The 13996-nt window shown below is 51.6% G+C and carries 12 protein-coding genes and 3 pseudogenes; 8 read left to right on the top strand and 7 right to left on the bottom strand.

Annotated elements, in window-relative coordinates:
• The first annotated feature begins 15 nt into the window (after positions 1–15).
• From lysS to PQG83_RS21100, 4 genes and pseudogenes are all read left to right on the top strand, one after another.
• Entirely contained in the window at positions 16–1503 is a 1488-nt protein-coding gene (gene lysS, locus PQG83_RS19010) for a lysine--tRNA ligase (protein ID WP_312744407.1), read from the top strand.
• Positions 1500–2786: an FtsX-like permease family protein gene (locus PQG83_RS19005; RefSeq protein WP_312744406.1), complete on the top strand. Its 1287-nt coding sequence runs from the start codon at positions 1500–1502 to the stop codon at positions 2784–2786. The genes lysS and PQG83_RS19005 overlap by 4 nt, the downstream gene beginning before the upstream one ends.
• The gene (locus PQG83_RS19000; protein WP_312744404.1) at positions 2779–3507 is read left to right on the top strand and encodes an ABC transporter ATP-binding protein; all 729 of its coding nucleotides are present in this window, start codon (positions 2779–2781) and stop codon (positions 3505–3507) included. The genes PQG83_RS19005 and PQG83_RS19000 overlap by 8 nt, the downstream gene beginning before the upstream one ends.
• Before the next feature lie 164 nt (positions 3508–3671).
• Positions 3672–4045 (top strand): annotated as a pseudogene (locus tag PQG83_RS21100) (BPTD_3080 family restriction endonuclease); the annotation flags it as partial.
• Positions 4046–4131: 86 nt separating this feature from the next.
• Here PQG83_RS21100 and PQG83_RS18995 read toward each other — a convergent pair.
• Together PQG83_RS18995 and PQG83_RS18990 are read right to left on the bottom strand one after the other, a co-directional pair.
• A complete protein-coding gene (locus tag PQG83_RS18995; protein ID WP_312744402.1) occupies positions 4132–6897 on the bottom strand; it encodes a PAS domain S-box protein in 2766 nt (921 codons plus the stop codon).
• A gap of 3 nt (positions 6898–6900) precedes the next feature.
• Positions 6901–7434 (bottom strand): methanogen output domain 1-containing protein, encoded by a 534-nt coding sequence (locus tag PQG83_RS18990; protein WP_312744400.1) that lies wholly within the window; start codon positions 7432–7434, stop codon positions 6901–6903.
• Between the two features lie 285 nt (positions 7435–7719).
• Here PQG83_RS18990 and PQG83_RS18985 point away from each other — a divergent pair, with 285 nt between their 5' ends.
• From PQG83_RS18985 to PQG83_RS18975, 4 genes and pseudogenes are all read left to right on the top strand, one after another.
• Complete coding sequence (locus tag PQG83_RS18985) at positions 7720–8043, top strand: DinB/UmuC family translesion DNA polymerase (RefSeq protein WP_502572805.1); 324 nt, start codon at positions 7720–7722, stop codon at positions 8041–8043.
• A gap of 80 nt (positions 8044–8123) precedes the next feature.
• Positions 8124–8195, top strand: a pseudogene (locus PQG83_RS21095) (DUF4113 domain-containing protein); the annotation flags it as partial.
• A gap of 12 nt (positions 8196–8207) precedes the next feature.
• The gene (locus tag PQG83_RS18980; RefSeq protein WP_312744397.1) at positions 8208–8375 is read left to right on the top strand and encodes a hypothetical protein; all 168 of its coding nucleotides are present in this window, start codon (positions 8208–8210) and stop codon (positions 8373–8375) included.
• Between the two features lie 365 nt (positions 8376–8740).
• A pseudogene (locus PQG83_RS18975) lies at positions 8741–9355 on the top strand (ABC transporter ATP-binding protein); the annotation flags it as partial.
• Positions 9356–9564: 209 nt separating this feature from the next.
• Here PQG83_RS18975 and PQG83_RS18970 read toward each other — a convergent pair.
• From PQG83_RS18970 to PQG83_RS18950, 5 genes are all read right to left on the bottom strand, one after another.
• Positions 9565–10326: a helix-hairpin-helix domain-containing protein gene (locus PQG83_RS18970; protein WP_312744394.1), complete on the bottom strand. Its 762-nt coding sequence runs from the start codon at positions 10324–10326 to the stop codon at positions 9565–9567.
• Between the two features lie 162 nt (positions 10327–10488).
• Entirely contained in the window at positions 10489–11289 is an 801-nt protein-coding gene (locus PQG83_RS18965; protein WP_312744392.1) for a nitrilase-related carbon-nitrogen hydrolase, read from the bottom strand.
• Between the two features lie 70 nt (positions 11290–11359).
• On the bottom strand, positions 11360–11716 hold the full coding sequence (smbP, locus tag PQG83_RS18960) for a small metal-binding protein SmbP (RefSeq protein ID WP_312744391.1): 357 nt from the start codon (positions 11714–11716) through the stop codon (positions 11360–11362).
• A 74-nt stretch (positions 11717–11790) separates the two neighbouring features.
• Positions 11791–12660 (bottom strand): sulfurtransferase, encoded by an 870-nt coding sequence (locus PQG83_RS18955; RefSeq protein WP_312744390.1) that lies wholly within the window; start codon positions 12658–12660, stop codon positions 11791–11793.
• A gap of 11 nt (positions 12661–12671) precedes the next feature.
• Complete coding sequence (locus PQG83_RS18950; protein ID WP_312744388.1) at positions 12672–13994, bottom strand: multiheme c-type cytochrome; 1323 nt, start codon at positions 13992–13994, stop codon at positions 12672–12674.
• Positions 13995–13996: the final 2 nt, after the last annotated feature.

Raw genomic sequence — 13996 nt, 5'->3', positions numbered from 1 at the left:
AGAGTCATGTAAGTTATGGAAGAATTGAACGAACAACAACAACAACGGCTGGAAAAACTCCACGCGCTCCAGGATGGAGGGCTTCATCCCTTTGGTACACGTTTTCCCACCTCCCACACGGTTGAGGCCATTCTTCAATCGTATACGGCCTCGACCAAAGAAGACCTTGAAGGTACACCGATTTCGTGCACGGTGGCCGGACGCATTGTGGCCATGCGCCGTTTTGGAAAGGCCGCTTTCGCAGCCCTACAGGAAGAAGGCCATCGTCTCCAGGTCTACCTCAAGAAAGATCTGCTTGGGGATCAGTCCTACGAACTTTCGCAGTCGTTTGATTTAGGGGATTGGATCGGTGTCGAAGGCAAGTTATTTCGCACCAAAACCGACGAACTCACGGTAGAAGTCCATCGCCTCACCTTTCTCACGAAAGGGTTACGGCCGCTTCCGGAAAAATGGCACGGGCTCACCGACATTGAAACCCGGTATCGGCAACGCTATGTGGATTTGATTGCCAATCCATCGGTACACCAGGTATTCCGCACGCGCAGTCGGATCATTAATATCATTCGTTCGTTTCTCACAGAACGAGAATACCTCGAAGTGGAAACCCCGATGATGCATTCCATTCCTGGAGGAGCCACGGCACGCCCGTTTGTGACCCATCACAACACCCTCGACGTAGACTTATATTTGCGCGTGGCACCGGAACTATACCTCAAGCGCCTCATTGTCGGGGGCTTCCGGCGCGTCTTTGAAATTAACCGCAATTTCCGCAATGAAGGTATTTCCACCATTCACAATCCTGAATTTACCATGTTGGAATTTTATCAGGCCTATGCGGATTATCATGATCTGATGGACCTGACCGAACAGTTGTTTCACACCTTGAGTCTGGAAGTATGCGGAGGCTCAATGGTGGAATACCAGAGCCAAAGCATTTCTCTGGCGCCACCCTGGCGCCGAGTGCCGTATCTGGATTCGATCGTAGAGGTCAACCAGTTGGACCCTGAGGTCCTGTCCGACCAAAAGAAAGCCATAGACGCGGCAAAACGGTTAGGCGTTGATTATGTGCCGCAAGCCAGCCATGTCGACATCCTCGTCAACCTTTTTGAAGCCACAGTCGAGCCAACCTTGATTCAACCAACATTCATTACCGATTTTCCCATTGAGATCTCTCCCTTGGCCAGGAAAAAAGAATCCAACCCAGCCTTGACCGACCGATTTGAACTCTTCATTGGTGGACGGGAATTAGCCAATGGATTCTCTGAGTTAAACGACCCATTAGACCAACGACAACGCTTTGAGGCCCAAGTGGCCTTGCGGGATGCGGGAGACGACGAAGCCCATTATCTGGATGAGGACTTTATTCGAGCCCTCGAATATGGCATGCCTCCCACAGCAGGAGAAGGTATTGGGATTGATCGACTCGTCATGCTACTCACCAATCAGGCCTCAATTCGCGATGTCATTCTTTTCCCCCAACTTCGACCGGATCGGCCTTTGTGACCCTCCCATATGAGATATTAGTCGGACTGCGGTATCTTCGGGCCAAGCGTCGGCAGCGAACGATTTCGCTGAACACGTTTATCTCCATCACCGGAATCACGCTTGGTGTCGCAGCACTCATTGGGACGCTTGGCATCATGACCGGCTTCAAGGAGGATCTCCAGTCGAAAATCCTTGGTACCACTGCGCATGTGATCGTCCAGGAACGAGGCAGCAATGACATGAAAGGCTATGCGGACCTGGTCGATCAAATTGAAGCCGTTCCCGATGTGATAGCCGCTGCCCCGTTTATTTTCAAACAAGTGCTCGTCACCTCCAAAACGGCGGTGCAAGGGATCATCCTACGGGGTATTCAGCCCTCGCAGGAAACACGCGTAACCGATATAGAAGCCAACATGAAATTTGGGGATTTGGCTGACCTGACCCGCACTTTTGCCCCACCCACATCGACATCTCCTGATTCCGGTCGGGACAACCCCACTCCTGCGCCCTCCAACCCGCCAGGAATTATTTTGGGGAAGGAATTGGCCTTTCGGCTTGGCGTGTTTATCGGCGATACCATCAACGTCGTCTCACCTGTCGGCCCAATGACCTCGTTGACCATGACACCGAAAATTCGGCCCTACACCGTCGTCGGCGTGTTCGAATCCGGCATGTTCGAATATGATTCTTCATTGTCGTATATCAGCCTGGAAGAGGCCCAGAAATTTTTTAATCTCGGTGAGACGGTCACCGGGATTCAAGTCAAAGTCAACGACGTATTTTTGGCCCAGCAGATTGCCCAACGTTTGGAAGCCACACTCGGTCACATCTTTATCGCCCGTGATTGGATGCAGCTAAATCGAAACTTATTTTCGGCATTGAAACTCGAAAAGACCATGATGTTTCTTTTGTTGGTCTTGATCACCCTGGTCGCCTCGTTCAATATCGTGGGAACCTTGACGATGATTGTCAACGAAAAACAACGGGAAATTGCCATCCTCAAAGCCATGGGCGCCACCCCAGGAGCCATCATGCGGATTTTTATGTTAAACGGGTTGGTAATTGGAATTGTGGGAACGGGCATTGGTGTCCCTCTCGGCTATACCTTTTTGTGGCTCATTCAGAACTATTGGACCTTCGACGCCTCCGTCTATTACATATCCCGCATTCCCGTGCACATCCTGCCATTGGATGTGCTATTAGTCGCCACTTCGGCCATCCTCATCAGTTTTGCCGCCACGTTCTACCCCTCATGGCAAGCAGCGAAGTTAGACCCGGTCAGCGCCCTTCGTTATGAATAACTCAACCGACTCAGAGTTCACCCCCCAGGTGCCATTGGTCTCTATCGACAATCTCTGTCGTTCATTTCAGATGGGCAAGCAGACGGTGCATGTCCTCAACGGCATTTCCATGACCTTAGCTCGAAAGGAAATGGTGTCGATTGTCGGAGCATCAGGCGCAGGAAAAAGTACCCTGCTCCACATCATGGGAACCTTGGATCGCCCGACAAGTGGAAAAGTATTGTTTGAAGGAAAGAATATGTTCCGGGTCAGCGAAACCGCATTAGCGGGATTTCGGAATCGCTCCATCGGATTTGTCTTTCAATTCCATCATCTTCTTCCGGAATTCACCGCGTTGGAAAACACCTATCTTCCGGCGCTCATTCAAAAAATTCCCAAGCAACAGGCTATAGACGCCGCAAAATCTCTTCTCTCTGAAGTGGGGCTTTCTCACCGTCTGCACCATAAACCGGGGGAATTATCAGGAGGAGAGCAGCAGCGTGTCGCCGTGGCCAGAGCCTTAATCCGGCACCCTGACCTGGTGTTGGCGGATGAACCGACAGGCAATCTGGATACGCATACCGGTGATGAATTATTTGAGCTTTTACGAAAACTCAATCATACCCATGGAACAGCCTTCGTGATTGTGACCCACAACGAAAAACTCTCCCTTCAGACCGACCGGCTGATTCAACTGCAGGATGGAAAAATCATTGAAGATCGGTGCCTCACAAAGGCTTAAAAAAGGCTTTTCCTGAGGATACGAATAGTGTTTGCAGAGAGGTACTGTAATGGTGGAAACTGGTCTCGGTCGTTTCTGATGGTGAAGAAGGGGGAGGGATGCGGAGAAAGAGCTTTGCAATCCTTGGACGTGTGAGTATGAGCCAAGTTGTCATTTAGAACCCGATCATCAATTCGCCTTTTAACGAGCCTGCTCGCCATTTTCGATTTACCGAGGAATGCATCTCCAACGAGATCGACGACGGCCGGCGGACAAGTTCGTATTTCGTGCCTATCACCAAGCCGAAAAAGAAAGGCGCGCAACAGCTTCCATTCGACCCGGAGTGGACACAAGACCGCATTGAAGAAAATAAGCTCGTTAACGACATCCGTCGTCGCGTCGCAATGTGGCGCAAGGGCGGTTATGTTGGTGTAACGCCGGCTACGGCACGATTGTTCACCTACTGGACTGATCCCACCCGCCAGAAGAAACTTTCTTCTGCCAGAACGAAGCACTTGTTACTGCTATATACATTGCCGAGGTGGGAAAGAAATACGGGGTAACATTGGCCGTTGGCTTCAGCACCCGATTGTAAGGACTCCTTCTTAACGAGGATCTACCCCTATTAAGATATCTCACCATGGATTAGACTTTGTAAGCATTACTGGTGCCCAGAAGAAGTTGTGCGATGGTTCGATACAGATCATCGGCTGCTTTTTCCTTGCTCAGGAGGATTGCTCCACCCGCCTCAAGGAGAGCCTCAGTTGTCTGTGCCGAGGTTTGGACTGATAATCCAATCACAAGAATATGCGGTGCCCTTTGTTTAATCCGTCTTGTCGCATCAATCCCATTTAACTTTGGCAAGTTGATATCCATAAGGACGACATCCGGCTGACAGTGCAGAGCATGCTCGACGGCTTCCTCCCCATCCGCCGCCACCGCAACCACTTCCAGATCTGGATATGTCTCAAGAAGGCTGTGAAGTCCTTGACGTACCATGACATGATCATCGACTAGCAATACTCTCCAGCGTGTCCCTGTTGGTTTTGGAGCTGTCTTTTTGTCGATGGTAGCGGGTGATAGTGACGGTTCTAGCGTCATTGCCGGGCGTGATATGGGAAGACTCAATGTGACTGTTGCCCCTCGGCCAGGCTTGGAATCAATAAAACAGTGTCCACCCATCAACTCCATGCGCTCCTGGATACTAAAGAGACCGAAACGCTCGCCCGAGGCAGAAGGCCGTGGCATCGTTCCTACCTCGAAACCCGTGCCGCTGTCTTGCACGGAAATCAGCCAGTTCTTGTCGCCGTCTTGCTCAACCACAACAGTCGCGAGCAAAACACCTGCATGCTTGATGACGTTTAGTAGGAGCTCACGTATAGACTGAAATAGCATATCCGCTTCATTGTCCTCTAAGCGCGGCTGCTCCTCTGTATTGACTTGAACCTCGACGGTGAGACCCTGTTGCCTCATTTGCTCAGCGAGCCAATGAAGGGCAGGGACCAATCCCAAATCGTGCAAGACAGAAGGGCTCAGTTGTGCCATCAGAGACCGGGTAAAAGACATACACTGCTGTAAGACGTTGTCGAGCTCGGTCAGGGCAGTCTCCGATTCCATCGGCGTGTTTCTCAGCTGCTTTGTTTGGCTCACCTTCATACGGGCCAAGGCAAGCAGCTGAGCGAGGTAATCATGTAAGCTATTCGCGAGTCGGCGACGCTCCCGCCTCTCCGCGGAGCTTAGTTGGGAGGCGAGCCCTCGAAGACGCTCTTGCGAGTGGACAAGTTTCTGAGTCCGTGCGAGCACTCGGGCTTCCAGTTCTGTGCTCCAACGCTGCAGCTTGGATTCCGCTTCCTTGCGTTTAGTAATGTCTCGAAATATGAGTATCACTCCTACCAAGCTCCCCTCGAGATCGAAAATGGGAGCAGCGCTGTCATCGATGGGCACCTCACTGCCGTCCGGCCGGATCAGCAGTGTATGATTCGCCAAGCCGACGACCACGCCATCTCGAAGGACGCGATCCACAGGATTTGCCACGGTGGAGCGTGTGTGTTCATTCAGAATATTAAAAACGTGAACCAACGGTCTCCCGATCACATCTGCCTTCACCCGCCCCAATAAGTTCAGGGCGACCGCATTGGCAAACGTGATATGACCCTGTGCATCCGTGGCGAGTACCGCATCCCCGATACTCTCGAGAGTGACTTTCCACCGTTCCAGCGACTCATAGAGCGCGCGCTGAGCGCGCTTATGTTCCGTAATGTCACGTGCAATCGTTGAGGCGCCAATGATCCGCCCGTCCTCATCCCTGATCGGAGACACACTCAAGGATATATCGCAGAAATGCCCGCTCTTTTTGCGGCGCACGGTCTCGTACGGCGTAATCCGTTGGCCACTGCTTATTTGTGCCAATATGTCCACTTCTTCATCCTGTCGATCTGGTGGAAAGAGCAGCCGTATGGGTTGACCGATCATCTCTTCGGCGGTATATCCAAAGATGCGCACGGCTCCCTCATTCCAACTGGTCACCGTTCCGTTCAGATCCTTAGTCATAATCGCATCTTCCGAAGACGAGACCACCGCTGCGAGAAGCTCGGCTTTACGAAAGCTATCTTGCCGATCAGACACGTCACGAAAGAGAAGAACGGCACCCAGGATTTGACCGCTCGAATCCTTGATCGTGGTGGCGCAGTCATCGATAGGCACGTCAATGCCATCTCGGCGCACAAGGACCGTGCGATCGGCCAGTCCAGTAGCAATGCCTTCTCGCAAAACACGATCTATAGGGCTTTCAACCGGGCTTCGAGTGTCTCGGTGTACGATGCGGAACACGGTGTCCAAGGGTTGACCCACGGCCTCTTCGGAGGAATATCCAAGTAACTGAACAGCCACGGGATTGAGGTACGTGACACGGGATTGCGCATCTGTCGTCACTACTGCATCCCCCATACTTTCCAAGGTGGCCGTCAGGCGGGATTGCAGGTCTGTCAGTTTGTGCTGGATTCGTTGGCGCTCGTGGTTCTCTTTTTTGAGAGCAGCAATTTCTTTGTTGAGCCTCTGAAATCCCTGAGTTGCTAGGGCATGGGACTTTATCCGGAGGCCTATCGTGGTTAAACTCTTACTAGGACCTCGTTCCAGGACGGCCCCCTCCACGCGATATTGGTTTAGCTGGCCCTGAGAATTCCGAATCCCAATGGCAAACGGTAAACGGGATGATGAGCGGCAGCACCGTTCGAGAATGGCAGAGAAGTCGGATTCTGGTGCGTTTGTGACCGAGGAAATCGATCGCCCTGTAAGCTCCACTGCCGAGCCGGCGACTAGGGCGGCAAAGGCTTTGTTGCAAGACAGAACGATCCCATCGGCGGTCACGAGGACCGTGGGGTCGGATAAAAAATCCAACAGCGCCTGAAACATGAGCTAGTGGCCCTTGAAGTATTCTCGCCCTTCAACATGGGCCGATTCCGGTGTGGCTCTCAGATGCACGATAATTCGACACTCCTGGTCATGTTTCGCGATAGTCTCCTGGAGTTCCACTTTGGAATATCCCAAGTTGTCTGCGGTAATCGAGCCGAATACATTGGAGGTCATCATACAGAGCGCAGGACGATCGAGCACCTTGTCTCCAAAGGGACACCGCCGATTGCCCAACACGATTTTGTCATCATTTTCCTCGATCACATAAAAGTCTCCCTGGATACGCCGCTTTAGGTCAACTAGCACGTCCCGGACTTCTTCGCGTGTAAGTCGATCAACGCTCAAGGCCTTCTGGTATTCATGATTAATCTGCTCCCCCATTGTTTGCCCGACGAGGCTGATGAACCCAGATGCCTCCTCGAGGCCCACGACATCCTGCAATGTGCCGCTGAGCTCACGTATGAGTACGCGTGTAAAAAGGTCCCGGTCGAGATGCATGGGTAAGTCTTTGACGGATGGCTTAGTCTCATGTTTCATCAAGGCTCCTTTCGTCTAGCTCGCGGTTATTGGAAGGTGCTGACCCAAAGGGGCGTAGTGTGGGGTAGGGATAATAGTTACCATCTGGTTAAAACCCCAGTCAACTTTGTGGTCAGGAGCCACCCTCAGCTCAATCTGCACGCCATCGAAAGAAAAGAAGCTGCGTGCTCAATTTGGAGCGGCACCCATTCTGGAACACGTGCGTGCCCTTCTGCACGCCAGCGCACGCCGCACTCAGGGCCGCGTGCCTGGTGGTGGGAGGGCAGCGGAATGTTTCAGAGCTGAATGGCGAAGCATGCCTTAATTTTGAGCTGGTCGCGCCGCCGCAAAAGGGGATCAGGGTCGCGGTCGTTCGGCAGGCGACTCACCGATCGGGAAGCGATTCGGCAGGCGCTGCTGCAGTTCGTCGGGCGGGCAGGGAAGAAGTTGCTGTTCCCACCGCCTACACGCCGGATGTCATTGATGCGCCTTGGGCAATCCTGGAGAAGATTTACCGGGCCGGTTACGTGTACCAGAAATGCGGCATCATGCTCACCGATCTGGTTCCGGCGTGAAGTAACCGGCATGATCTGTTCGGTGAGCGTGACCGGCACAGACAATCCCGCCTGATGAAAGCGCTCGATGCCATTAATTTAGACCATGGCGCGACCACGTTCCACTTCGGTGTTCCCGGCTGAGCAAGGCCGCAGTGGGCCATGCGGGCCGGTTTCCGCAGCCCGCGCTATACGACGCGGTGGGGAGAGATTCTGCTTGTGAGATAGGAGGGCACACCTATGCGACCGTGGGGGAGCTTGCTCTGTTCAGTTCCTAGGAGTTTTGCCAGTACCGGCCAGACACATAAACGCGATAGCATACAATCAGAACAGGGCAGTGGAAATATTCTGAACGGGTGGCGGAAACGCTATCAGGAACGGAATTTAAAAATTGCGCTGTTCTACTAAGCTCCGTCCTGGAAACAAGGCGGAGCTTTCTTTTTGACGATCTTCCCGCCGAGTGAAGCGCTTCCTCTGAAAATAGCTTTAATCTGAAGCGCTTAAGAAAGCAGCCGTTATCGCTGCTCAAAGAGTGGGTGCGAAGCGTCAGAACGCCTCGCCGCAGCATAGATGCACCTCGACGCAGCTCTATCGTTGAGGAACTTCTTTAAACTCGAAAAGACCATGAGGTTGTTACTTCTGCTCGTCCTAATTACCCTGGTCGCCTCATTTGAATATCGTGGGTACCTTGACGATGTTTTTTCAATGAAAAACAACGGGAAATTGCCATCCTCAGAGCCATGGGCGCTACGCCAGGAGCCATCATGTAAAAGGAAATGGTGTCGATTGTCGGAGCATCAGGCGCAGGAAAAAGTACCCTGCTCCACATCATGGGAACCTTGGATCGCCCGACAAGTGGAAAAGTATTGTTTGAAGGAAAGAATATGTTCCGGGTCAGCGAAACCGCATTAGCGGGATTTCGGAATCGCTCCATCGGATTTGTCTTTCAATTCCATCATCTTCTTCCGGAATTCACCGCGTTGGAAAACACCTATCTTCCGGCGCTCATTCAAAAAATTCCCAAGCAACAGGCTATAGACGCCGCAAAATCTCTTCTCTCTGAAGTGGGGCTTTCTCACCGTCTGCACCATAAACCGGGGGAATTATCAGGAGGAGAGCAGCAGCGTGTCGCCGTGGCCAGAGCCTTAATCCGGCACCCTGACCTGGTGTTGGCGGATGAACCGACAGGCAATCTGGATACGCATACCGGTGATGAATTATTTGAGCTTTTACGAAAACTCAATCATACCCATGGAACAGCCTTCGTGATTGTGACCCACAACGAAAAACTCTCCCTTCAGACCGACCGGCTGATTCAACTGCAGGATGGACTAATTATCGAGGATCGCTGTCTGACGGATCGCTCAACCGCGACGGACAGGTCGTAAGACCACACCACAAAAATCAAGGGGAACTCCACCTCTGTCGATGAAGTTCCCCTTGTTAAGGAATGCTGGGAGTGGTTAAAAATGCCCGTCCAGTCCTGCCCAGAGTCATGCCGAAAGGAAGGCCGCAGCTGCTTGGACGACCGGAGCGTACGAAGGAGTACGTGAGCTCGGCCAGGCAACGAAACCACCGCTGGCGGCATTTTTCACAATTACGGAGAAGCCGTGATACGGTCCTTTATCTCATCAAATGTGGTCTTGGGAATGATGTTTTTCGCCACAAGTTCGCCACGGAGCCGATAAGGCCGGTTTGAAACCACTTCCTCAGCTACCTCCCGAGTTAACCCCAGCGTCAACACCAGATCACTCACCGGCGCCTTATTAATATTGACTAAATCCCCTCCGATTTTTGGCAGGGTTGGGGGCGTCACAATCTTGGGCACAGGTGGTTTGGACGAAACGATCGGGCTGGAATTCACTGACGGGGCCATTTCGGTCTTTGGCATGTCAGGCTTCTCCGAGGACTTCATCACTCCGGCAGTACTTCCTATGGAAGATTCACGGGTATCTTTTAATTCCTTCTGATAGCGCAACACGGTCTCTTTCAGGGCTTTGTTTTGGGCTTTTACTTTTTGATATTGGTCCACGACCACACGCAATTTGGACGTGAGCTGCTCTTTTTCCTGATCTAATTCCCGCTCACGCGTTTCCAGTAAGGTGTGCTCATTTTTTCGCCCTTCTTTAATCCGTTGCACCTCGGTGGTCATCGTCTCCAAATCTGTGGAAACTTTTTCGTTCAGCCCCTTTAAATTGCGTATTTGTTCTTCAAGGGCTTCCTGATGCATCCGGCTTTTTTCCAACTCGGCCTTGGCCGACTCCATATCCGCCACCGATGCCTCATATTTCGACTTCGAAACCATGCACCCTGGCAATCCCAACAGAAGCACGACCGCAATAACCAACCACCTGTTCATAATATCCTCCTCGTCCCTGCCAATAGAAAGATTCATGCTTGAATAACTCTTCCTGCCCTGTCCGGCTCTTGGGTTTACACCCTTATTTCAGGATTTATGGCATCCTCTCGGTTATGTCAAGCCTCGCGGCGCCACGGGTTAAGGGTTCCAACTACCTACCGCTTACAAAACATACAATTGAGGGCGTCGGTCTTTGAGCAAATCGTTATAAGGATTGATTCGTTTGTCGCGGGCTTCCGCCATATCCATCTCATACAGACCAACTTCTTCGTCTTTGAGGGAAGAGCGACACAAAATCCGTCCATTGGGGGCCACAATCTCACTCATGCCAATAAATGGCAATGCGGGTTTTTCCCCGCGCTGCTCCCGACCGACTCGATTGGCTGTTATGGCAAACACCCCATTTTCCAAGCATCTCGTCACCATGGCATCAGGACAATAAGGCAACACTAAATTGCTGGGGTGACATAAAATATCGGCGCCTTTAATGGCCAGACTTCTTGCAGCTTCAGGGAAAAACCAATCAAAACAGACGAGAAGCCCCACCTTAGCCTTACCAATATCCCAGACAAGAAATCCCGTATCTCCAGGATCAAACCAGAGGGTTTCCTCAAAAAATAAATGGGTTTTGCGATAAGTCCCGATATACCCCCTCGGTCCGATCAGCACGGCCGAATTATATAATCGGTCATGGTCCCGTTCAGCCAACCCGATCACGACGTGCAGATCACGGCCCCGAACGGCCTCTTCCAAAGCTTTGATGGTGGAGCCAGCAGGAACTTCCTCTGCCAACTCCCGAACTTCGTCTTTTGAAAGAAATTGATATCCCGAAAGGGCTAGTTCAGGAAAAACAAGGAGATGCCCTTCAAAACGATGGATGGCGCGGAGAATCGTCTCTAGATTGCGTTGAATTTCTCCAAACCCTGGAGAAAATTGAAAATACCCTCCACTGATCTTGGACATCGCCACCCCACAAAAAAAAGCGGGCAGAGATAGACTCTACCCGCTTCTTCATCAGATTAAGGCGTTATGATTACTTAACCTCTTTCAAATGCATCACGGCGCTTTTCGCATGTTTGGTCCCGACATCGGCATGACCGGCTTTGCCATGTTCCACCGCTTCCATGAGTTCGTGAACTCCCTCGTCTAAATGAGGATTTTTCACGTCTTTTTGAGCAGCTTGAGCGTGAGTCAAGGCTTCTTGTGCATGCTCAACCAACGCATCAGCATGTCCCTGCCCGCCGTGATCGGCAGCGCCTTCAGCATGGGCAATCGCTTCAGCCACATGTGGATTGGCTCCTGCAAGGGCGACAGACCCCCACGACCCCGCAATCAGTAACCCCAGAATCGCGAACAGACCAATTCCCCTAACAACCGCTTGCTTTTTCATCCCTGACCTCCTTGAAAAAGTAAATAATATTGAGCTGAGAGTTTCAAATATCCTCTCATCCCTCACATACAAGATCAAGATGATCTCATTTGATCCTGATTGGTGACCCGATATAATAACTTCACGTCTTTTTCGGCCGGTGCCGCAAAATCACGGGACCATTCCCACCATGACCCCGGATAGACTTTCACTCGTGGAAACCCGACGTATCGCAATAGACAAAAAACCCAAGCCGCCCGCACCCCACCCAAGCAATAGGTCAGGATTTCCTGATTGTTTCGTAGCCCGTGATCTTCAAATATTTTCTTGACCTGCTCCGGAGGTTTCACCGTGGCATCCGGTTGTAAAAACCGGTTCCAGGGGATATTGATGGCAGAAGGAATATGGCCGGCCCGGGGCAACCCATCGATTTCCTTCCCCGCATATTCCTCAACGCTTCTGGCATCAAGAATGATGGTATCCGGATGAGGGCCTTTGACCAGTTTTTTCAATCCATCCTTATTCACAATGAGGTCCGGATTAACCTTGACAGTAAAATCGCCCGGCTTGGGTTGAACCGCTTCATGTTCAAAGGGGCGCTGCTCTGCAGTCCACTTGACCCACCCACCGTCCAGAATTCGGACACTTGAATGACCCAGATACGTCAACATCCAAAACATGCGTCCCTCATCACCCCAATTATCGAAGGGATTACAATAAATAACCACGTCACTGGACTGGTTAATACCCAGCGCTCGAAGGCGCTGTTCAATTCTCCCAAGGTCAGGATCTAAGACCCCCTTTGCCACGGCTGAGGGATCGCTGTACTCATGCCAAGTGCTGTGAACGGCACCGGGAATATGTGTGGAATAGGCGGCGCGACCTCGTACATCAAGAATGACCAAGTCTTCGCGGCCCAGATTTTGGGCAAGTGATTCGGTATCAATGAAAAAATTTTCGGCCACAGTGCTTTCCTTTATGAATGAAGTGAAGACGCATCTGCCGGGGGATGAGGAGTAGGCCCATCGGACGGTGCCGTACACCCTACCCGAAGATCGGGTTCCTGATCCTGTACAACCGTAGAAAGGGTCGCATCCAAGGGAAACTCCCGTTCATAGATCGTAAAGACATATGGATCCTCACCCGTCAGACCATACTGATCTCTCAACATCTGATTTTGACTATCCGTCTGAATATGATACCGAATCCGCGACTGAACGATCCACCCTTTTTCATGTTCCGGGATTTCATATTCAAAGGAATAATCCCGGCTGGCAAGAGGCAGCAATCGGTTATCATATACTTCCACAATCACGGGCTGCCAGAGGATCCAACGGCCCATGGTATCAGATTGCTCATGCACCACCGTGCCGTTCGAATCGCGCACCGTAAATTCAACGGTAAAAAACCGGTCCGGGTCCCCTGTCGGGATTTTGTGCCCAGCCCCTGCATTAATCAGGGTCAACGTTAATTTGACATCGTCACCCGGTTGGGGTGTCGGAGGGTCTGCCTGCACCTGGACAGCGACCGCTCGCTTGACCATGTCCGGATCATGACCTCCCCGCCAGAGATGTCGTCGACCGAATCGGATAGGGCTCCCCTTGGCCACCGGCCGCTCGACTTCCGGCATATGACAACTCTGACAGATCAGTCCCTTTTCCTTCATGAAAAACTTGCCTTCATACTCAGGATACGTGCCACAAGGACCCGCATTGTAAAATTGCATGGGTCCCGAAACCACATTATGGCAGCGATAACAGACCTGGGTCGTTCTGAAGGAAGGATCAAATTGGGTGGGATGCGGCGCCGCCGAATCGTCATATGGACCGAGAATCTTCCCATCGCGAACATGGCAGGCTGCGCACGTCACACCTTCTTGTTGATACTCCGCATCGTACCGGTAATTGGGAATTTGAATGGCTTTTTCGACACGCCCACGGGGAAGATCTTGAATAAGAGTCGGTTGCTGATTTTCCAATGGCGTATGGCAATTCAAACAGACCCAGATATTGTCATCTTTTTTCCAATAGGCTTGAAAGAACGGATCGTGAAAGGCCTTGGCATGAATACTGGATTTCCACTCTTCGTAGATTTCGACATGACAACTTCCACATTCCTCCGCTTTCAAGCTCTGCAATCCCACCGGAATCTGTTGATAGGGAATGGGTTTCGCGTAATCCTCTCGTAAGCCGAATATGACGGTGGGACGAATCTCCGTATAAAAAATGTAGATCCCTACCCCCAGCACCAACAGGAGCAACACCCACGCTTTTCCTCCCCATGATCGCTTTGATTTCATCG

Origin of the sequence: Candidatus Nitrospira neomarina, assembly GCF_032051675.1 — a bacterium.
Classification (GTDB): Bacteria; Nitrospirota; Nitrospiria; order Nitrospirales; family UBA8639; genus Nitrospira_E; species Nitrospira_E neomarina.
This window is presented reverse-complemented; position numbering and strand designations above follow the sequence as displayed.